This window comes from Bacillus nitratireducens, from assembly GCF_001884135.1.
In the GTDB taxonomy this organism is placed as follows: Bacteria; Bacillota; Bacilli; order Bacillales; family Bacillaceae_G; genus Bacillus_A; species Bacillus_A nitratireducens.
The window spans coordinates 13738-35308 of the sequence record NZ_MAOC01000084.1; the positions used below are offsets into that span (position 1 = coordinate 13738).

General features: G+C 34.8%; 25 protein-coding genes, 1 pseudogene and 1 other annotated feature. Of the genes and pseudogenes, 18 read left to right on the forward strand and 8 right to left on the reverse strand.

Going from position 1 to position 21571, the window contains the following annotated elements; all coding sequences use genetic code 11:
* Positions 1-67 precede the first annotated feature (67 nt).
* The 3 genes from acuC to acuA are packed head-to-tail and all read right to left on the reverse strand — an operon-like array spanning position 68 to position 2525.
* Positions 68-1234, reverse strand: a complete 1167-nt coding sequence (gene acuC / locus BAU23_RS22145) for an acetoin utilization protein AcuC (protein WP_000092834.1) — start codon at positions 1232-1234, stop codon at positions 68-70.
* Entirely contained in the window at positions 1231-1875 is a 645-nt protein-coding gene (locus BAU23_RS22150; RefSeq protein WP_000634567.1) for an acetoin utilization AcuB family protein, read from the reverse strand. Before BAU23_RS22150 ends, acuC begins: the two co-directional genes overlap by 4 nt.
* Positions 1876-1892: 17 nt before the next feature.
* The gene (gene acuA / locus BAU23_RS22155) at positions 1893-2525 is read right to left on the reverse strand and encodes an acetoin utilization protein acetyltransferase AcuA (RefSeq protein WP_000581411.1); all 633 of its coding nucleotides are present in this window, start codon (positions 2523-2525) and stop codon (positions 1893-1895) included.
* Between the two features lie 176 nt (positions 2526-2701).
* Between acuA and acsA the strand changes: the two genes are divergently transcribed.
* The 6 genes from acsA (at position 2702) to tyrS (ending at position 7971) form a co-directional block, all read left to right on the forward strand.
* Entirely contained in the window at positions 2702-4420 is a 1719-nt protein-coding gene (gene acsA, locus BAU23_RS22160) for an acetate--CoA ligase (RefSeq protein ID WP_000862065.1), read from the forward strand.
* An 82-nt stretch (positions 4421-4502) separates the two neighbouring features.
* Positions 4503-5063 carry a maltose acetyltransferase domain-containing protein gene (locus BAU23_RS22165; protein ID WP_002077539.1) on the forward strand — a complete coding sequence of 187 codons (561 nt, stop codon included), beginning with the start codon at positions 4503-4505 and terminating at the stop codon, positions 5061-5063.
* A 66-nt stretch (positions 5064-5129) separates the two neighbouring features.
* Entirely contained in the window at positions 5130-5585 is a 456-nt protein-coding gene (locus tag BAU23_RS22170) for a hypothetical protein (RefSeq protein ID WP_071735165.1), read from the forward strand.
* Positions 5566-6111 (forward strand): RNA polymerase sigma factor, encoded by a 546-nt coding sequence (locus tag BAU23_RS22175; protein WP_000057208.1) that lies wholly within the window; start codon positions 5566-5568, stop codon positions 6109-6111. The genes BAU23_RS22170 and BAU23_RS22175 overlap by 20 nt, the downstream gene beginning before the upstream one ends.
* Positions 6092-6337, forward strand: coding sequence for a hypothetical protein (locus BAU23_RS22180; protein WP_001293781.1), 246 nt, complete (start codon positions 6092-6094; stop codon positions 6335-6337). The genes BAU23_RS22175 and BAU23_RS22180 overlap by 20 nt, the downstream gene beginning before the upstream one ends.
* Positions 6338-6414: 77 nt before the next feature.
* Positions 6415-6644: a binding site (T-box leader), on the forward strand.
* A 70-nt stretch (positions 6645-6714) separates the two neighbouring features.
* Complete coding sequence (gene tyrS / locus BAU23_RS22185; protein ID WP_000512075.1) at positions 6715-7971, forward strand: tyrosine--tRNA ligase; 1257 nt, start codon at positions 6715-6717, stop codon at positions 7969-7971.
* Between the two features lie 78 nt (positions 7972-8049).
* Here the strand turns inward: tyrS and BAU23_RS22190 are convergent, their stop codons facing one another.
* On the reverse strand, positions 8050-8352 hold the full coding sequence (locus BAU23_RS22190) for a YjdJ family protein (RefSeq protein ID WP_000154641.1): 303 nt from the start codon (positions 8350-8352) through the stop codon (positions 8050-8052).
* 187 nt (positions 8353-8539) lie between these two features.
* Between BAU23_RS22190 and BAU23_RS22195 the strand changes: the two genes are divergently transcribed.
* Positions 8540-8668 (forward strand): hypothetical protein, encoded by a 129-nt coding sequence (locus tag BAU23_RS22195; RefSeq protein WP_000050938.1) that lies wholly within the window; start codon positions 8540-8542, stop codon positions 8666-8668.
* 446 nt (positions 8669-9114) lie between these two features.
* On the opposite strand, the gene BAU23_RS22200 is transcribed toward BAU23_RS22195, so the two are convergent.
* Positions 9115-10296 carry a site-specific integrase gene (locus BAU23_RS22200; protein ID WP_455577928.1) on the reverse strand — a complete coding sequence of 394 codons (1182 nt, stop codon included), beginning with the start codon at positions 10294-10296 and terminating at the stop codon, positions 9115-9117.
* An 82-nt stretch (positions 10297-10378) separates the two neighbouring features.
* Positions 10379-10849: a helix-turn-helix domain-containing protein gene (locus tag BAU23_RS22205; RefSeq protein ID WP_071735167.1), complete on the reverse strand. Its 471-nt coding sequence runs from the start codon at positions 10847-10849 to the stop codon at positions 10379-10381.
* 81 nt (positions 10850-10930) lie between these two features.
* On the opposite strand from BAU23_RS22205, the gene BAU23_RS22210 reads away from it, so the two are divergent.
* The 10 genes from BAU23_RS22210 (at position 10931) to BAU23_RS22255 (ending at position 19510) form a co-directional block, all read left to right on the forward strand.
* The gene (locus tag BAU23_RS22210; protein ID WP_083583403.1) at positions 10931-11122 is read left to right on the forward strand and encodes a helix-turn-helix transcriptional regulator; all 192 of its coding nucleotides are present in this window, start codon (positions 10931-10933) and stop codon (positions 11120-11122) included.
* A gap of 73 nt (positions 11123-11195) precedes the next feature.
* A complete protein-coding gene (locus BAU23_RS22215; RefSeq protein ID WP_000611694.1) occupies positions 11196-11465 on the forward strand; it encodes a hypothetical protein in 270 nt (89 codons plus the stop codon).
* Between the two features lie 249 nt (positions 11466-11714).
* Positions 11715-13967 (forward strand): VapE domain-containing protein, encoded by a 2253-nt coding sequence (locus BAU23_RS22220; RefSeq protein ID WP_071735168.1) that lies wholly within the window; start codon positions 11715-11717, stop codon positions 13965-13967.
* A 405-nt stretch (positions 13968-14372) separates the two neighbouring features.
* Positions 14373-14594, forward strand: coding sequence for a hypothetical protein (locus BAU23_RS22225; protein WP_071735169.1), 222 nt, complete (start codon positions 14373-14375; stop codon positions 14592-14594).
* Between the two features lie 21 nt (positions 14595-14615).
* Positions 14616-15011, forward strand: coding sequence for a transcriptional regulator (locus BAU23_RS22230; RefSeq protein WP_071735170.1), 396 nt, complete (start codon positions 14616-14618; stop codon positions 15009-15011).
* Positions 15012-15150: 139 nt separating this feature from the next.
* Positions 15151-15507: a hypothetical protein gene (locus tag BAU23_RS22235; RefSeq protein ID WP_071735171.1), complete on the forward strand. Its 357-nt coding sequence runs from the start codon at positions 15151-15153 to the stop codon at positions 15505-15507.
* A 288-nt stretch (positions 15508-15795) separates the two neighbouring features.
* Positions 15796-16506 carry a DUF5986 family protein gene (locus tag BAU23_RS22240; protein WP_244159729.1) on the forward strand — a complete coding sequence of 237 codons (711 nt, stop codon included), beginning with the start codon at positions 15796-15798 and terminating at the stop codon, positions 16504-16506.
* Positions 16507-16541: 35 nt separating this feature from the next.
* Complete coding sequence (locus tag BAU23_RS22245; RefSeq protein ID WP_071735173.1) at positions 16542-17699, forward strand: XRE family transcriptional regulator; 1158 nt, start codon at positions 16542-16544, stop codon at positions 17697-17699.
* Positions 17700-17899: 200 nt separating this feature from the next.
* Positions 17900-18838: a hypothetical protein gene (locus BAU23_RS22250; RefSeq protein WP_071735174.1), complete on the forward strand. Its 939-nt coding sequence runs from the start codon at positions 17900-17902 to the stop codon at positions 18836-18838.
* Positions 18839-18847: 9 nt separating this feature from the next.
* Positions 18848-19510 (forward strand): hypothetical protein, encoded by a 663-nt coding sequence (locus tag BAU23_RS22255; protein WP_071735175.1) that lies wholly within the window; start codon positions 18848-18850, stop codon positions 19508-19510.
* Positions 19511-19757: 247 nt separating this feature from the next.
* Here the strand turns inward: BAU23_RS22255 and BAU23_RS22260 are convergent, their stop codons facing one another.
* Positions 19758-20543 (reverse strand): hypothetical protein, encoded by a 786-nt coding sequence (locus BAU23_RS22260; RefSeq protein WP_071735176.1) that lies wholly within the window; start codon positions 20541-20543, stop codon positions 19758-19760.
* 215 nt (positions 20544-20758) lie between these two features.
* Here BAU23_RS22260 and BAU23_RS22265 point away from each other — a divergent pair.
* Positions 20759-20950, forward strand: a pseudogene (locus BAU23_RS22265) (hypothetical protein).
* Between the two features lie 216 nt (positions 20951-21166).
* On the opposite strand, the gene BAU23_RS22270 reads toward BAU23_RS22265, so the two are convergent.
* A complete protein-coding gene (locus tag BAU23_RS22270; protein WP_071735177.1) occupies positions 21167-21571 on the reverse strand; it encodes a hypothetical protein in 405 nt (134 codons plus the stop codon).

Consider the following 21571-nt stretch of genomic DNA (forward strand, 5'->3'; position numbering starts at 1 on the left):
ATCGACTTACCAACAAAAACCGACAATAAATAAAAGGAGGCTATTCAAAAACGAGCCTCCTTTTCGTTTAGTACAAAGATTTTGTCATATTATTCCGAATAATTTCAAGAGATTTCGCTACAGTTAATGCATTCTTTTCTTCAATTTCTGGTTTACGGGGGATAGGTTTATACATGTTGTCTGGATCTTCCCATGTGAGGGGAAGTTCTGTTTCGGCTTGTCCTTTCCAAGCGTCAATCCATTCTGGAGGGAGATAACCTGAGATGTTTTGGATGTTGTTCATTTCGAGCCAAATAAGTGCCCAAGCTCTTGGGACGACGCGCCAGTGGTCATAGCCACCGCCGCCGACAGCGATCCAGCGACCATCGCAATATTCATTAGCGATTTCGCGAGCGAGCTTCGGTATTTCACGGTAAATGTTCATCGTTGCGCAAAGGTGTGTAAGTGGGTCGTAATAATGTGCGTCAGCGCCATTTTGCGTTAAAATAATATCCGGTTTAAAGTATGCTGCAACTTCTTTTACAACCGTTCGATATGAATCTAAAAACGATTCGTCTTCTGTAAAAGCGTCGAGTGGAACGTTAAAAGAATAATTATATCCATTTCCTTGTCCACGTTCATTTACTGCGCCAGTTCCAGGAAATAAATAACGCCCAGTTTCATGTAATGAAATGGTGCATACGTTAGGATCGTCGTAAAAAGACCATTGTACCCCGTCACCGTGATGAGCATCTGTATCAATATATAAAACGCGTAAACCGTATTTCTTCTGAATATATTTCATTGCGATAGAGCTATCGTTATAAATACAAAAGCCAGATGCTTTACCACGGAAGCCATGATGTAAGCCGCCGCCTAAATTGAGGGCGTGCTTTACTTTTCCAGAAAGAACAGCATCGACAGCTGTTAATGTACCGCCAACGAGTAATGCACTTGCTTCGTGCATATTTGGAAACATCGGTGTATCTTCTGTTCCGAGTCCATATGTCATCGCAATTGATTTTTCTAACTTACCTTCTCCAGCACGTTTTACCGCATTTATGTACTCCTCTGTATGAACGTAGGCAATCTCTTCATCTGTAGCCATCCGTGGCGCGATGACTTGAGAGGGAGAGATAAAACCGCTCTTTTGTAATAAATCATACGTGAGTGTGACGCGCAGTTGGTTAAAAGGATGATCAGGGCTAAATGAATAGCCCCGAAAGTCATCCGAATAAATGAAGGCGCTACTCATGCTTGCATCCCCATTATGTTCGGCCATAAAACACGATAGCCTTCTGTTTCAAGTGCTTCAATCACCCTTAAAGGATTCATCGTTTGAATGCGGAAAACGAGTACTTTATCATTCTCATCTTTTGCTGGGTAGACGAGAACGCTCACGATATTGATTTGTAAATCACTAAAAATAGCAACAACTTTTCCGAGAATACCAGGTTCATTTTTTACTTGAATTTCAATTTGTGAACTTGGTTGATGTGCTCCTGTTAATTTCACTAACGTGTGCAGTACCGTAGATTCAGAAATGATTCCAACTAACTTTCCAGCCTTTGTAACAGGGAGACAGCCAATTTTATTTTCAAAAAATAAAGTAGCAATTTCCTCAACGAAATCAAGAGGATGGCAAGTCATAACAGGATGTTTCATAATAAGTTCAAGTGGTTGCTTCAGCATATCGAGTGAAACTTGTTCATCTAAAATAGACGGACTTGCATCTCTTACATCCCGATCAGAAATAATGCCTACGACATGATTATTTTGATCGACAATTGGAATGTGCCGAATGCCTTTCGTGCGTATTGTTCGGATTGCTGTTTCAATTGTATCGTTTGGATGCAGTGTCACTACATCTTGATTCATAATTTCTTCTACAATCATTCCAGTTGCCCCCTTTATTAATACATAAAACGATTGTGAAAACGTAGACGATCAAATGCTTGAATAGAATCCGTATCAACACGTTTACCGATGCGGACCATTAAACAGTTAGCAGGATGTGAACAAATTTCAGGATCATCTGTAGCCATCCATTGTAAGCCACCAGCATTCATCATTTTTTCCATTACTTTTCGGTATTCCCAAACATTTAAGCCTGTTTGTTTTAAGTCCCAGTGCCAATAATATTCAGTCGTTAATATAATGTAATCCTCCATATGATCGTCCATCATTGAAACTTCTAATAAGTTTTTTCCGACAGCGCAACCGCGAAAGGCTGGGACAACTTCAATCGCCCCAAGTTCAATTAAGTTTTCAATCTTTCCTTCTGACCATCGCTCGAGCGGATCAGGATACAAGTATGTAACATATCCAACGATCGTTTGGTCATGTCTAGCAATAATGAGACGAGCTTCTGGTAATTTAGAAATTTCGACAATTGCTTTATATTGCTGCTCGGCAGGACGAAACGCAATTAAGTCTGGATGAAATTCATACATTTCAAGATTATGTGTAGAGACAGGGCCTTCAATAATTAAAGTGCCTTTCGCTGTTTTTAAGCTTCTGGCATTATATATTTTTTTATGAATCAATTTATTGCTCACCACCTTGAGGGTTTGTGAATCTATTAATATCGTACTTTATAATATATGCGATGTGAATCGAATTTTGTCATTAAAAATTTGTCTAAAAATCAACAAATATACTGAAAATTTTAAATAATATCATTATAATAGATAATAGAATACATAGGAGGGGGATGTAAAGTATGAAAGTGGAAACGCTTCCTGTCATTAAAGGAGAAAATAATTTGCCGAATTATGAAGAGGCATACGCGAATTTTAGCTGGGAAGAGGTTAATAAAAATTTTACTTGGAATGAAACAGGCCGAGTGAATATGGCGTATGAGGCAATTGATAAGCATGCGAAATCCGATCGAAAGAATAAAGTGGCACTTTATTATCAAGATGGATCGCGAAAAGAGAAATATACATTTAAGGAAATGAAGGATTTTTCTAATAAAGCAGGAAATGTCCTGAAAAACTATGGCGATGTTGAGAAAGGCGATCGCGTTTTTATTTTTATGCCGCGTTCCCCAGAATTATATTTCGCACTTCTAGGTGCAGTGAAATTAGGGGCAATTGTTGGACCGTTATTTGAAGCATTTATGGAAGGCGCAGTTCGCGATCGTTTAGAAGATAGCGAAGCAAAGGTGTTAATTACAACTCCTGAATTGTTAGAGCGCATACCATTAAATGATTTACCAGCTTTAAAAACTGTCTTCCTTGTTGGAGACAATGCAGAAGAAGGCGGTAAACTTGTAGCGTTTAATCCTTTATTTGAACAAGCTTCAAAAGAATTACATATCGAATGGTTAGGCCGTGAAGACGGTTTAATCCTTCATTACACATCTGGCTCTACTGGTAAGCCAAAAGGCGTCCTTCATGCACAAAATGCAATGGTTCAGCACTATCAAACTGCGAAATGGGTACTGGACTTAAAAGAAGATGATGTATATTGGTGTACAGCTGACCCAGGCTGGGTAACTGGAACAGCTTACGGTATTTTCGCACCGTGGTTAGTAGGGGCATCAAATGTTATTTTAGGCGGGAGATTTAGTCCAGAAGCGTGGTATGAAGCACTGCAAGATTACGGTGTAACAGTTTGGTATAGCGCACCAACAGCGTTCCGTATGTTAATGGGAGCTGGACAAGAAGCAATAAAAAAATATGATTTATCACAAGTTCGTCACGTATTAAGCGTTGGTGAACCGTTAAATCCAGAAGTAATTCGCTGGGGTATGAACGCATTTGGACTTCGTATTCATGATACGTGGTGGATGACAGAAACAGGTGGACAAGTTATTTGTAACTACCCTTGTATGGAAATCCGTCCAGGTTCAATGGGTAAACCAATTCCAGGTGTGAAAGCAGCGATTGTTGATAATGAAGGAAATGAAGTTCCTCCATACACAATGGGTAACTTAGCAATTGGTAAAGGTTGGCCAGCTATGATGCGTGGAATCTGGAATAACCAGCAAAAGTATGAATCTTACTTTATGCCAGGAGATTGGTACGTATCAGGTGATTCAGCTTATATGGATGAAGACGGATACTTCTGGTTCCAAGGGCGCATTGATGATGTAATTATGACGTCAGGTGAGCGCGTTGGTCCATTTGAAGTAGAAAGTAAATTAATCGAGCACGCTGCTGTTGCAGAAGCTGGTGTAATTGGTATTCCTGATCCAGTGCGCGGGGAAATCATTAAAGCTTTTATCGCGCTTCGTGCAGGATATGAACCATCTGATGAATTAAAAGAAGAGATTCGTCAATTTGTAAAAAAAGGCCTAGCAGCTCATGCAGCGCCAAGACAAATTGAATTTAGAGATAAATTACCGAAAACGAGAAGCGGTAAAATTATGCGCCGCGTATTAAAAGCGTGGGAATTAAACTTACCGACAGGTGACTTATCAACGATGGAAGATTAAGAAAGGAAGGTCTGAACGAAATAACGTTCAGACCTTTTTTTATGTTATTATAAACTTATATATATAAGTCGGAGGGGGTAGTATGATGAAAACAGAAAAAGAAAAGATGATACAAGGGGAAATGTACATACCAGCTGATCCAGTTTTAGTACAAGAGAGGGAGCAGGCTCGTATATTAACGAGAAAATTAAATGATACGCCAGAAGTACAATTAAAAGAGCGTAGCGAAATCGTAAAAGAACTATTCGGAACGACTGGAGATAACATTCATCTTGAATCTTCTTTTAGATGTGATTACGGTTATAACATTCACGTTGGCGAAAATTTTTACGCAAACTTTGACTGTACAATTTTAGACGTATGCCCGGTGACAATCGGAGTGAACTGCATGTTAGCTCCAGGTGTTCACATTTATACAGCAACGCACCCGCTTGATCCAGTAGAGCGCATAAGCGGATCAGAATACGGAAAACCAGTTACAATTGGCGATAACGTATGGATTGGTGGAAGAGCAATTATTAATCCAGGTGTAACGATTGGAGACAATGCGGTTATCGCATCTGGTGCTGTTGTAACGAAAGATGTGCCGGACAATGTAGTAGTTGGCGGAAATCCTGCAAAGATTATTAAAAAAATAAAATAATATTTGAACGAAGCGCCTTCCTCGTCTGTATACATTTATGAAAGAATAGATGAGGGAGGCTTTTTTATGTCTAATAAATTACTTCTTGCTTTTGCTTTAATTGGAATTATAGTTGTGTTTTCTTGTGGTTCGCTATTACCGATGCCAATCGGATTTAAAGTATCAATGATTACAGCTGGGGTCATGATGAGTGTTATGTTTTTAATCATTATTCCATTTGATAGAAAACATATAGTAAGGAAAAATGGATATAAAATTGATTTTACAAAAACAAAAGTGTATTTTCGCTGGAATGTATTTGATACGATTTCGGCTTGTCTGGCAGTGTATGCATGCATATGTGTGCAAGCATTAAACTTGTTAGTTTCAACCGGTCATACAATACAAAACCCGTATGTTCAATTTTTTACGAATCAATCGCAAGTATGGATTATTGTCGCAAGTGCATATTTAATTTCCCGCATTTCGTTAACGTTAAAAGGAATAAAGGAGATCAAAAATCATGGCGCAGATTGGGATTGAGGAGGAGCTCATGCTTGCGTATCAAAGTGGAGATAGACAGGCGGGAGAAAAACTATATGTTTTGATCAAACCAGCGCTATACACATTTTTATATCGATTTAACCGAGATGAACAATTAAGTATCGATCTCGTGCAAGATACGTTTTTGACGCTAGAACGTAAGAAACATATGTATGAACCTGAAAAAGGCAAAATAAAAACGTATTTATTTCAAATTGGTTATCGTCTTATGATTAATAAATTAAATAGAAGAAAAAAGTGGCGTACGCTTTTGCCGTTTTTAGTGCCGATTCAGGAAAAAGAATTTTCTATCGAAGACCGGCTCACGGTAAGAGAGGCAATTTTGAAAGTTCCTGAAGAACAGCGGGCTGTCCTTATTCTTTCTTATTATCATGATATGCAGCAAAAAGATATTGCAGAGATATTAAACATTCCGATTGGAACAGTGAAATCGAGACTCCATAACGGAATAAAGAAATTGAAACAATTGCTGGAGGTGGATGAAATTGAGCGAAAATCCCTTTAAGAGTGAATACAAATTAAAACAGCATTTAGATAGTGATCATGTAGAAATACCAGATTTTCCAAAAACGGTAAGTCGCTTCGATCGATTAATCGGATTTCTTGGTTCTCCAGCGAAAGATCCTGTGGAGGCGACGATTGGGAATGATTTATCGGTTGTGTTTCATGTATCGTTATTAGTTGGGGTTCCAATTCTTTCTCTTATTACGATACTCTTTGCGACGTTGTAAAGGATTGGAAAGGAGAGAAACCCGACCTCTATTTGACACGCCTATATAAATGATGGTATAAAGAAAAGTATATGAATAATTGAGCGTGGAAAGGGAGAAGTAGTGATCATTTCCCTGTTTTAGAGAGCTGATGGTCGGTGAAAATCAGCACATAGATGATCGCGAATTACGCCCCTAGAGCATCTTTTTTCGATTGAATTGTATTCAAAAGGGAAAAGACGGTGCTAAGCCGTTATGTAAATAAGGTGGTAGGCTTTTTTTTGCCTGCAACTAGGGTGGTAACGCGATAATCAAAATCGTCCCTTATTTAAAGGGGCGATTTTTTTATGTTTTCAACCTTCACGCCAGTAATGAACTTAAAGGAGAGTATGTAGGATATGGGTATTTTACAAGATCTTGAATTTCGCGGTCTAATTAATCAGCAAACAGATGCTGAGGGCCTTGAGCAATTATTAGAAAAAGAAAGCGTTAAATTATACTGTGGTTTCGACCCGACAGCGGATAGCTTACACATCGGTCATATGTTACCAGTATTAATGTTACGTCGTTTCCAATTAGCTGGTCACCAACCAATCGCACTTGTTGGCGGTGGTACTGGTATGATCGGTGACCCAAGTGGTAAAAAAGCAGAACGTACATTAAATACGAAAGATACAGTTGCTTACTACACAGAAAGCATTAAAAATCAACTTTCAAACTTCTTAGAATTTGAAAACGTGGACAACCCAGCAACAATGGCTAATAACTATGATTGGCTTGGTAACTTAGATGTAATTTCATTCTTACGCGATATCGGTAAAAACTTCGGTTTAAACTATATGTTAGCAAAAGATACAGTAGCATCTCGTTTAGATACTGGTATTTCATTCACTGAGTTTAGTTATATGATTTTACAATCATACGACTTCTTAAACTTATACCAAAACCATAATTGCCGTCTACAAATCGGTGGTAGTGACCAATGGGGTAACATTACAGCTGGTCTTGAATTAATCCGTAAATCAGAAGAAGATGCGAAAGCATTCGGTTTAACAATTCCACTTGTTACAAAATCTGACGGTACGAAGTTTGGTAAAACAGAAGGCGGCGCAATTTGGTTAGACCCAGAGAAAACAACTCCTTACGAGTTCTACCAATTCTGGATTAACACAGATGACCGCGATGTAGTTAAATACTTAAAATACTTCACATTCTTATCTCATGAAGAAATTCTTGAGCTTGAGAAGCAAGTAGCTGAAGCACCAGAAAAACGTGCAGCACAAAAAGCATTAGGTTCTGAAATGACAAAACTTGTTCACGGCGAAGAAGCGTTAGAGCAAGCGATTAAAATTTCAGCTGCATTATTCAGTGGTTCTGTAGCAGAACTGACTGCAAGCGAAATCGAGCAAGGATTCAAAGACGTACCATCTGTAGAACGTACTGCAGAAGATACAGTATTAATCGACTTACTTGTAGAAAGCAAAATCTCTCCATCAAAACGTCAAGCACGTGAAGATGTAACGAACGGCGCAATCTACGTAAACGGTGAACGTACACAAGCATTAGACTACGTTGTAACAGAAAACGACCGCATCGAAGGTAAATTTACAATCATTCGCCGCGGTAAAAAGAAATATTTCTTAATTCGTTACTAATCAGAAACGAATATAAAACAAATAGTACCCCGAATTGTAGGATGAAAAGTCTATGATTCGGGGTTTTTATGTATGAATTTAGATTACCTCATGAGTTCTTTTAAATAGAATATGAAGAATTAATACGATCATATAAAGTAAGCTAATGAGCATAACAATAAATGCTGTTGGATAAAATTTTGCTGCATATATAAAGAAATCGATTTGATAAATATCTTGGTAATTTGAAACGGTGCCTTTAAAGTAATTCGTAAACTTAGCGCTATATTTCCATTCATCAGGATAATCTATCAAATTACTCCCCTGATACCAATTAATAAGCGCGGAAGTAATAAACAGCATACATGCACTACCCAATTGAACCATTTGGTTTATTGTCAAAATGAATCACACTCCCATTTTTTGGTATTATATCGTAAGAATTTACTTTAATAAACCATTTCAGCAATAAAATACAGTTAGCAGTTCTGTAACTTTTTTGTTTTAATCTCCTTTTCGAGTTCATACGGAAATCACATGTAAGCGGTATGATAAACGTATAACAAATAGAAAGGAGTGGTAAAACAAAATGTCACTAGAAGCGCTCATTATTTTTTCTTTGCTAAATGCGGGTCAGCTTGCAGAGCATTCGAAGGTTGATGTACATAAAGAGCAGAAAGATGCTTATGTATATGTTCAAAAAGAGGAAAATAAATAACTTTAATATATAAATAAAGGCTACCAGAGAGAACGTTTTAGTTTCTTTGGTAGCTTTTTCTATTGAGATATAATGTGGAAGTAATGAAAAAAGGGGTAGTCTGGAAACGAAATGATTATATGTTTAAGGGCATAAGTATAACAGCATGTAATGAAGATGAATTATAAAATTTTGTACAATAAACGGAGCTAGTATTAAAGAGAATCCAATCGTTGGAATGAATAAAAGAGAAGTAAGGACGATTATCCATACTTCATGAAAAAAATTTCTTGAAGTATCTTACTATACATAAGGCATTTATATAAATAAAAAAAGCCCAGGCCCCTTGATAAACAAGGTTCCTAAGGCTTTTAATAATACTCTTTTCAGAGTACCGAGATTAACGAGAGTAGAACTCGATAGTATTAAAAAGCCTTATTATATCAGTGTTTATAGCATATTTATTATTAACTAGCCCCAAAATTAGCCCCACTTTCTGCTAAGCTTTGACTAAATAACTCTACTGACATAGATTCCATTTCCTTTAATACATGGCCATAAATTTCATAGATCATTTGTGGAGTATTCCCTAAACGTTCGGCAATTACTTTTACATTTAAACCTTGATTTAATAATATAGTACAGTGTGTATGACGTAAGCCATGTATTGTTATAGAAGGAAGGGTTGTTTTATTTAATACTCTTCTAAAGGCATAAAGGACACTGCTATCTGTTATAGGTTTCCCAGTTTGATATGATGTAAATACAAAAGATTCATCATGTAGTTTATATCCAAAAGACAGCATTGTTTCCATGCACCATTTCCGATAGACCTTCAATTGATTTACTAATACATCATCTATTAGAATTGTTCTATAGCTATTTTTTGTTTTGGGTGATCGTACACCTTTATTATCCCTGGTACGTTCAATAGTAATTGTTTTTTTATCAAAATCGATGTTTTTCCATTGCAAACCACAGGTTTCGCCTCTACGAATTCCTGTGTATGCAACGGTTAATAAAAATGTGTAGTTTGTAGTGTTTTCTCCTTGTTTCGCTACTTTTAAAAATTCAACTAATTGCTCAGGTGTGAAATAATTGTTGTTTTCGTCTTTAACAGTTTCTTGGCTTGAAAGTTTAATTTTTGTGAAGCGATTACGAGACAATATTTCATCTTCTACAGCTGCGTTAATAGCGATCTTGAATAGGGTGTGAAATAAATGAACTGTACTTGGCTTATATTTCTTTTCAAGTACATTCAAAAATTCTCTCTTATATGTGGTTCTATCCAATGTATGCAACTTGTAACGGCCAAGTAATGGTTTCATTTGTAAGCGAATAGCCATTTCACGTTGCGCTCGAGAGGTTGGTTTCCAACTATTTTTATGAGTGTTATACCAAATATCTAACCATTCCCCAATGGTCATTTGATCATGTTCGACTTGTTTAGATTCGCCACGTAGTGTTGCAGCCTTCACTTCTAATAGTGATTTTAGGGCTGCTTTTTCTGTTTTAAACCCACTTTTTTTCTTCTCTTTACGCTTTCCAATGTTGTCATAATACTTATGACGGTACATCCATAGTTTTTCATTCTTTGTATTGAAATAATAGTATATTTCGGGTTCTTTTGCTGATTTGTGTAACTTCACCATTACCATTCCTTTCGTTGCTTTGGCTGGCGTATGCATAGGAATGGATAGGTATTGGATTTATTCAAAAACATGTGTAAATTTAGTTTTGTGCTTTAAGCATGATATTTGCCATTTCGTTTAGGAGGCGTAGATTGGAGTCGTTCAATTTATTTAATGTATCTATCATTTGTTTTTCAAACTTTATTTTTTTTTCTAACTCTTCCCAGTGTTGTTCCCATTTTCGTTGAGTTTCTTCCTCTATTTCTTTATATTCCTCTGTTTTCTTCCATTCCTCCTCTGCTTTTTCCCATTCCTCTGCACTCATTGCATTATTTTCATCGAAATGAAAAAAGTATCCAGCCTTCTTTATTAGTGTTTCACAATCATAGTTGTAAGCTTTGGCTAGCTTTTTTATTGTTTCAATGGATGGGCGATTGATTTTCCCTGTCCGAGGATCAACACCCTTTTCTAGATTACTTAATTGTACATGACTAATTCCTATTAAATTTGCCATTTCCCTTAAAGAATGATTACCTCTAAGTTCTCTTAAAAGTTGTCCGAAATCATCCATTGGATTACCTCCTCATTTTTTGTTAATCGTGCTTTACATAAGTTTAACACCATGATATATTATTAGCAAGAGGTGGTAAACGTGATTAACAAACTTAGAGAAGTTAGAGAAAAAAAGAAAATATCGCAGATTGAATTGGCGAAACGCTCTGGTGTGAGCAGAACTACTCTTTATAATATTGAAAAGGGTGGTGATACACGTGTTTCCATTGCACTCTCAATAGCCCGTTCACTTGAAGAGGATGTGGAAAAAATTTTTTATAATCCTTGTTAACCTTGTTTAACTATTTGCAGAAAGGTAAATAAGAATTGTTTATATAAAGAAATTATTGAGATGAGGTAATTATATGATTCCTGCAAATGTGCAAGTAAATATTGATGAAAAAGCCATTAAGGAATACATACTGCAGCAAATAGATCAACAACTTCACGAAACCTTATTGATGGTTGATCTTGAAAAATTAGCAGTAATTACATCAATGAGTAAGAGATTCCTAGAAGATGAGATTTTATCTGATCCACGTATGAGATTAATAGAGCGACGTCGCAACAGAAAACGTTGGTGGTTCTATAAGCGAGCTCTTGAAGTAATAACAGAAATTGTAGATGAATGGTAAGCAACAACGCTTTGGCTGGCGTGTGCATAGGAAACAAAGTCCATAAAAGATTAGGTGGATAATACTTATTAATTCAAATTGCTTGATATTTTATAGCAACGTCGATTTGGAAACGATTGAGGTGAATAGTTTAATGACAACTGCTGAAATACGTGAAGACAAGTTACATATGATTTTAGAAAAAGCGGAAAACGGTGATCCAAAAGCAATCAAAGCTTTAAAAGGAATTAATCGAATATTGAAGCAAGTATGATATTTGCTTTTAAAAACATTATTCAGCAACAAGGAGGTGAGAAAGTGTTATCTACTATAACATCACATAAAGAAAAAATAGAGCTTAAATATGACAGGTTAATAGATATAACTAATTTTAAATCACTTACCAACACAAATGCTATTAACCAAAAGGTAGCATACGGAGAGTTTTTAAATAGGATAAGCGAGCCTATGATAACCAATGAGAAAGGCAATGCAGGTGGTTTTATAGGTGGATATGTTCAAAATCGTAGGAATAAAGCCAATGTAAAAAGCAGAAGCATTATATTAATCGATATAGATGAAGTGCCGGAAGGTGTAAATGTATGGGAGAACATTGAGGGTTTCACAAATTTTGCGATTGCTATGTATTCAACACACAATCATACAAAAGAGAATCCACGTTACAGGGTTATCATACCTTTGCATCATGATATTGAGCCGGAGCACTACAAAGAAGTCACACGATATTTAGTGGATATTCTTCAAGTGTGGATAGATGAGACTTCATGTGAATTTGAGCGACACATGCACTATCCGACTTGTAGTAACCCTGATAATTATGAATTTTATTATCAAGACTTCCCTTTCTTTGATGCTAGCTTCATTACAAAACAACATGAAGAAATCAAGACCTTTAAAAATAATGAAAAAGCGGATCCACGCACAAAACAAAACTGGATTGGGGCATGGACAAATATTTATTCGATAATGGACGTTTTGGACAACTTCTTGTCAGATAAATATGAGCCATTTAGAAACAATAGATATACCTATGTTGAAGGAAGCTCTAAAGGTGGATTAATTGTTTATGACGATGGTACGCATGCGCATAGCAATCATTCAACAGATCCGATAAGCGGTAAGAATGTAAACAGTTTTGACTTATATAGGCTACATAAATTTTCCCACCTAGATAACGGCACAGAGGATATGAAGGACAAGCCTAGTTATAAAGCCATGATTGAGCATTGTAAGAAAGACGAAAAAGTGAGGGCGTATTACGAGGAACATATAAGTGGTGGACAAGGCATTCGTAAACAAGAAGAACCAAAAGTACAAAATGAAATAGATTTTAAAAGAAATAGCAGAAACAAAATCCTTGTTAAAGCTGAAAATACTAAGAAGTTATTAGATTCAATGGGCATAGAGGTTTATTACGATGTTATAAGAAAACGTGAATACTTATCATCCCTAATTTTATATTTTTATGGTGAAATAGCAGATCATCATGCGCAAGGGATTATAGAAGAAGCTATTGATATGGATTATTTCATAACAAAGGATAAACTAATTGACCATCTTTTATATTTAGCTAGCTGTAATAAGAAGAACAAAGTAGCTGAATATTTCTTAAACGTATCTAAGAAATGGGACGGAAAGAGTCGTATCGAGGAAATCTTTACCACATTAAACGCTAGATCAGATAGAGAATTAGGAATTGCATATTTAAAAAAATGGGCGATCCAAGCTGTTAAACTTGCATTTAACGAAAATGGGAAAATGAATCAAGAATTTGTACTTGTCCTTCAAGGTTCTCAAGGTTGTGGGAAAACATTCTGGTTCAAGTTGTTATTTAACTCACTAGGTGATGATTATTTTAAAACAGGTAAAAGACTTAACCCAGAGAACAAAGACAGTGTAATCGAAGCAGTAAGCAACTTTGCTGTTGAGTTAGGTGAGTTAGATTCCACAATGAAATTTGAACAGGCGGCACTAAAAGCATTCTTTACAGAGAATGTTGACGAGTTTAGACGACCATATCAGAGGTTATCAGTTAAATATCCGAGGATGACAGTATTTTTTGCAACTGTTAATGACGATGAATTTTTGAAAGATAAGACAGGAAATAGAAGATACGCTGTAATAAACGTAGGCGATAAGATAAGTGACTTAAAAGCAATTGATATTGACCAGTTTTGGGGAGAAATCGCCACAATGGCGTTAAAAAATGCTTCCCACCTTCTTACTAGTGAAGAAGCGCAGAAACAAAAAGAACACAACGAAGAAAGTGAACTCCAGACACATGAGGAAATTGAAATTTTAAGTGGATTTTCTTGGGGGGCATCTAAAGAACTGTGGACGTGGAAGAGCAGTAAAGTTATTTTCAAGGAATTGGATTTAACTAAGAATACGAAAAATGCAGCTATAGCACTTAAGAAGTACGGTGCAGTAAGAAAACAAAAGGGTAAAGACAGAGAAAGAGGATGGATAACACCGCCTTTTGCTGGTAAACCTTCATGTTAATAGAGTGAACAGGTAATTGTTATGGTGAACACAAGCGAACACGTAGGTGAACAGGTAAAACACAAGTCGCTGTTCTACCTTTAAACCCAATCATACCAATGGATAGAAGGAAAAGCGAACACCATGAACACCATAATCTATATAAAAGTGTAAAAGTAAGAATATAGAGAAGTAGGTAGAGAGAGTAGCAGAAGAATTCATAGTTTGTTACTTTTGCCGATTTCTGTTGTTCATAGTGTTCACCTTGCCGTAAACCTAGTCATATCAAGGTTTTGGGGTAGAACGTTTACATTAAATATGCGTTCACCTTGGTGTTCACTGTTAATCTAGATGCTGTTCACCCAGTGTGAAGGTGCGTGTGAGGTTAATTTTCCGGATACAAACTAAAAAAATGGAGGTAAGTCAATGGCAACTAAAAAAGCTCCAATCGTATTAGCAATTGAACGTGATGAAAAAGGAAATCTTAGTACATGGTGTCAATACTGTAGAAAGTTTCATCATCACGGAACAGGTGAAGGACACAGAGATGCACATTGTTTTGAGGAAGATAGCCCTTATATCTATACAGGCTATGTTCTAAAGAAAATGAAACTATCAGGTAAAGAGATTGTTAGGAAAGAAAATTGAATCTAAGTAGGTGATGGATAATTGACTTGTTTAAATGATTATAAAAAATTAGAAGAAGAAATTATGTATTTAGAATACAAATTAGAAAGAACAAGCTTTGAATTAAAACGTCAGATCAGCTGCGATTTACCTGAAGATAAATTAACCGGTGATTTAGGTAATGTGGAAATGGAAGAAGTTATTAAGCAAGTCAAACAAGAGTTACTTTTGAAAAAACAAAAATTACAAATGTTAATTGATTTGATGAGCAAATTTGAAGGAGTAGAAAATAAAATACTTAAGATGAAATATAGAGATGGAATGACATTAGATGCTATAGAAAGTGAACTAAACTACAATCCAGATTACATAAAGCATAAACATGCTGAAATTATGAAAAGGATTAAGTTTGCTAAAGTATTAGGGGGAAAAGAATAGGACATCCCCCCGGGGTAAAAGTTTTAGCCTTTTTGAGAAACTGGGGCACCGGAGGAAGGGGTCGATTCTCCAATTTTTTGAGTATCCCGCATAGGACCCCTCCCTCTAATTAGAAATATGATTGAATCGAGGTGATAATATGGCGAATGTTGCGGAGCGTGAGGCGCAAGTAAATAAAGAAAAAAATCGTTTGAGAGGATTATTTAAAGATATCCCGCACAGCAAATTGAAAGTGGTGGAGGGATTAATTGTTCAGGCAGCAAGGTTACGTGTTTTATTAAATGAGATGTGGGTAGATATATCTGAAAATGGTGATTATGAAATGTTTTCACAATCCGATAAAACGGATCCGTATGAAAGAGAGCGACCAGTTGCTAGATTATATAATACTCGTGATCAGTCCTATCAACGAATAATAAAACAACTTACGGATTTAATACCAGAAGAAAGTAAACAAAGGGATGCTAAGACTTATTCGATAAGGGATTTAGTGTAATTATTAAAAAGTATGTTAATACTTTTTTGCAAACCTCGATGAAAGTTATAAGTGAATTTACAGTAATTAATATATTTAGAGGTAGAACCAACTGTGTATCGTTTAGAGATTAAATGGTTTGACTATATTTGCAAGTATGGTGTGTTTTTTAGGGATATTGATGTGAAGTTGATATCCATTTTAATTGGAAAAAGAATGTTATTGACTATTTTCAAAAATATAAGTTTATAGGTTGACGTTTTTTAAATAAAATGTAAAAATAAGAGGACAAAATATTGAAGAATGGGAGTGTCGTCTTTGCCTTTTAAACTGAATGTTGACGGAGATAGTATCAGACAAATCATTCAAAGGGTTCAAGCATCGTTGTCTAAGGCTAGCGATAGATTAGCAAATGATTATGGATTTAACAATGGTCATGGGATGGCAAAATGGAGTTTTATATATTCTCATCAACTTGGGAATGACGCAGAAGAGCTTGTTTCGTTCAAAACAAAGAGAAATGGCTGGAAAGTTACAGGGCTTGTTGATACAACAAGTAAGACTTTATTTTTCCTTTTGTCTCAAGACAATCTTGATGCTAGGCAGACAGGAAAGATAAAGCCTAAAGTAATGCATTACATTTCTGCCATTTCAGGGGTATGTAATGCGGATTTTGAGGAGAAATTAGATTTGAGTCAGAGAAGAGCGATACAGATATCATTTGGCTTGGATTTCGATGAAGAGGAAGCTCGTCAGATATATAAGGAAATGCTTCAAGCAAGTCCTTGTGAGATTGAACAGTTTTGTGTGATTAGTCTTGATATGAAAGGCTATGAATTAAAATCCGTTAAAGCTAATATGTTAAATGAAAATTTGGATACGCTTTATGAAGAGGATTGGAGTGACTTTATTACTGTTGCTTCTAATGATGATAGTGATAAGGACGACAAACAACAAGAGCAAGAACAGCATGATATGGCGGTTTCACTTAAAAGAAAGCACAAGAAAACATCTGAATAAAATCGCGCTCTTCTCATAGAAAGGGATTTTTTAAGATGATTACATCTAAATTTAATGGTGAAAGATTGAAATTAGCTAGGCGCTTTAATGCAATGAGTTTATTGGATTTAGCGGAAAAGCTTTCAATATCTAAACAAATGATTTCTAAGTATGAAAAAAATATCAGTCCACCTAGTGGAGAAATCATGCTTCAATTGGAGGGAGTTCTAGGCTTCCCAAGAAAGTTCTATTTTGAAGATGATACTGTTACAGATAAAGTAGGGAATGCTTATTTTAGAGCGCTTGCAAAAACTTTGAAGAAAGATCTTGAGGCTCAGAAGTTGAGACTAGATTTTCTTTCAATTATTTATCAGCTTATTAATGAGTATATTGAATTGCCTAAAGAGAATTTACCTACTTTAGATATAGATCATATGAGCATAGAAGAAATGGCGGTACAAGCAAGAGAGTTTTGGGGATTAGGTGATAAACCAATTAAAAATATGGTCGAGCTCTTAGAAGTAAATGGAATAATTGTTTCCACCTCAAGAATTAATGTTGCAGAAATCGATGCTTATACACAGACAAGGAAAATAGATGGTTCAGACGTTTATTTTGTGGTATTAGGCAATGATAAAGGGAGTAAGTATAGAAGGCAGTTTGATGCGGCGCACGAGCTTGCTCATATATTGATTCATGAACCTTATCTTGACTTATCTACATTGTCTAAAGAGGAAGAAAGAGAAATGGAACAGCAAGCCAATGATTTTGCTAGTGCGTTTCTATTACCCAAAGAACCTTTTATTAGAGACGTTAGTATGTTTCCTATTGATCTAGACCATTATGTTTTCATGAAGAAGAAGTGGCATGTTTCTGTAGGAGTAATGGTTAGAAGGGCATACAATTTAGGGGTAATCACTTTCAATCAATATTCGTATTTGCAAAGACAAATGAGTAAAAATGGTTGGAGAAGAAAAGAACCATTAGATGGACAATCTAAGCCTACAAGCCCAGTTTTAATTAAAAAATCAATTCTTGCATTACTTGAAAATGATGTTTTTGATGGTAGTAGTATTTTAGAAGAACTTTCGAATCAGTATCAATTAAGCCTACGTGAAGATATGTTTGAGGCATTGACTGGTTTAGAAGAAGGTACACTTGCTGAATTTAGAAATGATAGTTCTAACGTTGTGTTAGCACTTAGAAGAAATTAGATCCGATAAGACCGTATAAATGGACTATGCTAACATAGCTGTAGTTTTAAAGAACACTGAATGATTGATTAAAATTATTCAGTGTTCTTTTTGTTAATTTGTATATTTTGTATAAAAAATACAAATATCTACATTTTATGTTATTAAGGTGATATCATGGTCCTAGATTAAGTAATAATGAAAATGGGGGATATGTTTAAATGATAGAAAGAAAGAGTTTGTATATTGCTAATTTTAATTGTACGTTTGGAAAAGAAAATAAACCAATGTTAGATTATTTTGAAGAAATTGTTATGCCGGCATTTCAACAGTCTCAAGTAAGAGAAAGTGACGGTAATAAATACTTCTTTGACAATGTAAAGTTAATCATGGTTAAAGGGGAATTTATGTTAGGGGGATTGTTAATAAAACGTACAAAATTAGAAGTGAAGTCGTTATATACTGAAGGAAAATTAACATTAACTAATGAAATTCATCCTTCAGATCCATATTCTTATTTTCTAATAAATTTAAAGAATCATAGAATGGTACTTGTGAAAAATCAAAAAGGAAGCCCTAATCTTGGAAACTTTTCTGCAACTGCAAAATATGTATTAAAAGATTATGTTAGTAAAATTAATAGAGATATTGAGGATAAAGAGGAGAGGTTACCTGCGGCAAACCTTAACATTGTAGCAATTCCATTTAAAGATGCCATTAGGAAAGAAATGAAAAATGTTAAAAAAATCCAAAATGTAATTCTTCGTTTTTACCCGTTGAATGGAGATATTGATGGGAACGAAGTCTTTACTTATATGAGAGAGATGTTAGAAGAAGTAGATAGTAAAAGTGGGCATACTCAAATAAATACGCCTGATAGTAGAGAAAATGTAATAAATCTCCTTGATGATACAAATGGTTTGGTAAGACCGACTCTTAGGGTTGTATATAATAATGGTTCAGCTAGAACTTTAAGGGACGATTCTTTTACGGAAGAAATGCAAATTCAGTTAGAAGATACAGAGGATCTTTATGAGAATCTAGATAGCATAGCTGGTAGGGTTATAAATGAAGAACAATTTACTGATACTAGTGAGGAAAATCAGAATATATACGAAAGATGGTTTGGAAAATTGATGAGTATATTTGAGGGTAGATAGGAGGTAAAGATGAACCAAGAGAAAAAGGACCAGTTAATTGAAAGTATAAGAAGATTAACTGACCCAAATGTTAAGTCGGATCAGTTCGTGAAGAAGAGCTTAGCTCTACAAATTCCTTCAATGCGGAGATTCTTATTTTTGGTCGTAGTATCATTAGCTTTTTTCGCAATACATTATTTTCTATTAGTACATTCTGAAAGTTACATTGAGAATTTTACTGACCTTTTAGGAAATATTAATGATATCATTGTCCCTACTTTTGCAGTAATTATTACAGGTTATGCGATTTTTCAGGCTCTTGTAAATGGATCAACACTAATTAATCTAATGGCAGTAAGTGAAGCTGAGAAAAGTAAGTTTGAAGAATATAACTTATATTTCTTTGGGCTTAGTCTATTATATTTAGGGATAATAATTTTAAATTTATTATTAATGTTATTTTTTAAGAATGTACCTGCTGATTGGAGTTTACCGTTTGTCTCGCACCAAGTAAATGAGATAATTGCATCGGTATTAATGACGTTATATTTAGGGATATTAATGCATTCTTTAATTGAATTAAAAAGCTTTGTTTATAATTTATTCCAATGTTTCACAATTAATGCAGTTTCAAGTGGCATTGAGTTTTTAAAAGAGCATAAGGAGAGAGAACAAGAGGAAGTGGACAAATAGGCTCATATATGGTGGTAAATAATTAACGGCGATATGAGAATTTTTAAATAAAGCATATTGATCAGATTTTATTGAATAGGGCTGTACTCCCATTAGGAATACAGCTTTTTCGTTTTTCTTTTGATTTTTTAATCCCTAAATTTTTTGGTAGTATAAGTTTAACGCGAATATGCGCTCTCCGAGATAAAGATACAAGGGAGCTTATCCATATTCAATATGAAAGGATTGGTTGCTTTTTTTTGATTAGTTACTTTTTGTGTGAAGAAGCTTTTCTTGTTTTCATCTTTGAGTATTTTAAATATACATTGGATGAAAAATCGCATACATAAAAAGGTCCCTCTTCTTCTTTGTACTTTTCGTGGAATACACTTCTTTTATCATCGATAATAAAATTATGTATTAATTGTAACTCTTTTATTTTTTCTTCGCTTAAGCTTTCTACAAGATATTGTGTTTGATGTCTATCCCTTAATTGTTGATTTAAATATTTATAAAAGAAGCTCATAAATAATGGGAGAAAGATGGCGATTAATACCAAAGTATTCTTTGAAGTTTGAAAGAGATTAATATCAATTTTGATATTGAAAAGGATCCAATAAATGAACATAAAATTAATCATATTAAGTAGGCCAACATATCTAGTAATTCTACAGAATAGACTATTTCTATTAGTTTTAATGAAGGGAAGGGTAGCTGCTATTATTAAAAGTATTAAAAATATCAAAGAAAATAAGAGCGCACTTACTTGATATAATTTTTTTAAAATGAAAGAATAGTCAATTGGTACACTAGGTATAAAAAATTTAAAATAAAGTGCAGGGAGAATAAATACACATATTGCAGCAAGGATTATATCTTGCCAAAACATAAAAATATCCATCTGCTTACGTTTAGTTTTGTCCTTAAATAATTGATCGAATTCATTGGTAATGGAAGATTCCATGTAAAATGAACCGAATCCTTTTATGATTCCCCACACCCCTACAGCTGCACCTACAATTTTAGCGATATCAGCAATTTCGGTAAATGACATATAACTTATATATCCTCCTTTTTAAAAAATAGGTTTAATATTCCAACTGAACCATTATATCACAATTGGATTATGTTATAGATGCTCGCCATACATTCATTTTTTATCGAAATGAAATTTGTCCAATAAGTTATTTGCGTAGCTTATTATTTTTATAAAGGTATCAACACATCTCAAATCGAACTTATCCATAACCAAAATGAAAGGGTGATTTGATGATTATTAGAGAAGGAATTGAGGTAACTAGAATAACCTTAGATGGTTATGAATTGCCGATTCCAGAAGGTTTTTCTGAGTTTTTACTTCGTGCTGGATATTGGTAAATTGGTGAGAAAGTAGAAATGATTAATCGTGAAGAAATTTTATCGCAATATGATAGAGAAGTTTTTGTTGTAGCTTTGAAATAAAGTTTGATCAAAAGCACCTCACAAACCGGTATTTTACGATAAATAAAAAGAATCCATTTTGAAAAAAGATTGATTAAAATGGATTCTTATCAAGTAGATTTAAATCTTGTTTTTATAAAAAAGTTTGATTATTTCTGTGATCCTTATTCTATTAAAGCGCCCTATAATTGAATAAGAATGTTTGGGACCTCAATCATATAATCAATCCTACAAATTCTAATTGGCTTTCTTCATTGCTTCTATTAAGTTCTCCGCAAAAATACGTGGTGAATTAGCGACATACTGGCCTTTTAAAATATCAATAATTACTTTTCCTGTTGAATCCAGTGTAAGGCTCAAACTATAATTATGTTTCCCAGAAGCAGACTTATACCAATACTCCAATTTGTCACCATTAATTACTGCTTTCAAACCTCTAGATGTATTTGAAACTATCTCATCTATCGTACTTTGCTTGAGTCCACCAAACGTCTTTTCTGCAGCATTAACTGTTGCATCAGAAGCAAATTTGGCTATTTCAGAAATCGTCTTAGATGATTTTCTAGAATTTTTCCTCCTTGCTGCAAAGCATCCAAAAACTGTTGTTACTACTAGAGGTATAATCGCTTTTGATATTTTCAT

Bases quoted from the DNA above. Each gene is read 5' to 3' on its own strand.
- acuC (WP_000092834.1), bottom strand. From the start codon at position 1,234: ATGAGTAGCGCCTTCATTTATTCGGATGACTTTCGGGGCTATTCATTT.
- BAU23_RS22150 (WP_000634567.1), bottom strand. From the start codon at position 1,875: ATGATTGTAGAAGAAATTATGAATCAAGATGTAGTGACACTGCATCCA.
- acsA (WP_000862065.1), top strand. From the start codon at position 2,702: ATGAAAGTGGAAACGCTTCCTGTCATTAAAGGAGAAAATAATTTGCCG.
- BAU23_RS22165 (WP_002077539.1), top strand. From the start codon at position 4,503: ATGATGAAAACAGAAAAAGAAAAGATGATACAAGGGGAAATGTACATA.
- BAU23_RS22170 (WP_071735165.1), top strand. From the start codon at position 5,130: ATGTCTAATAAATTACTTCTTGCTTTTGCTTTAATTGGAATTATAGTT.
- BAU23_RS22175 (WP_000057208.1), top strand. From the start codon at position 5,566: ATGGCGCAGATTGGGATTGAGGAGGAGCTCATGCTTGCGTATCAAAGT.
- tyrS (WP_000512075.1), top strand. From the start codon at position 6,715: ATGGGTATTTTACAAGATCTTGAATTTCGCGGTCTAATTAATCAGCAA.
- BAU23_RS22195 (WP_000050938.1), top strand. From the start codon at position 8,540: ATGTCACTAGAAGCGCTCATTATTTTTTCTTTGCTAAATGCGGGTCAG.
- BAU23_RS22205 (WP_071735167.1), bottom strand. From the start codon at position 10,849: ATGGATGATTTCGGACAACTTTTAAGAGAACTTAGAGGTAATCATTCT.
- BAU23_RS22215 (WP_000611694.1), top strand. From the start codon at position 11,196: ATGATTCCTGCAAATGTGCAAGTAAATATTGATGAAAAAGCCATTAAG.
- BAU23_RS22220 (WP_071735168.1), top strand. From the start codon at position 11,715: ATGATATTTGCTTTTAAAAACATTATTCAGCAACAAGGAGGTGAGAAA.
- BAU23_RS22225 (WP_071735169.1), top strand. From the start codon at position 14,373: ATGGCAACTAAAAAAGCTCCAATCGTATTAGCAATTGAACGTGATGAA.
- BAU23_RS22235 (WP_071735171.1), top strand. From the start codon at position 15,151: ATGGCGAATGTTGCGGAGCGTGAGGCGCAAGTAAATAAAGAAAAAAAT.
- BAU23_RS22245 (WP_071735173.1), top strand. From the start codon at position 16,542: ATGATTACATCTAAATTTAATGGTGAAAGATTGAAATTAGCTAGGCGC.
- BAU23_RS22250 (WP_071735174.1), top strand. From the start codon at position 17,900: ATGATAGAAAGAAAGAGTTTGTATATTGCTAATTTTAATTGTACGTTT.
- BAU23_RS22255 (WP_071735175.1), top strand. From the start codon at position 18,848: ATGAACCAAGAGAAAAAGGACCAGTTAATTGAAAGTATAAGAAGATTA.
- BAU23_RS22260 (WP_071735176.1), bottom strand. From the start codon at position 20,543: ATGTCATTTACCGAAATTGCTGATATCGCTAAAATTGTAGGTGCAGCT.
- BAU23_RS22270 (WP_071735177.1), bottom strand. From the start codon at position 21,571: ATGAAAATATCAAAAGCGATTATACCTCTAGTAGTAACAACAGTTTTT.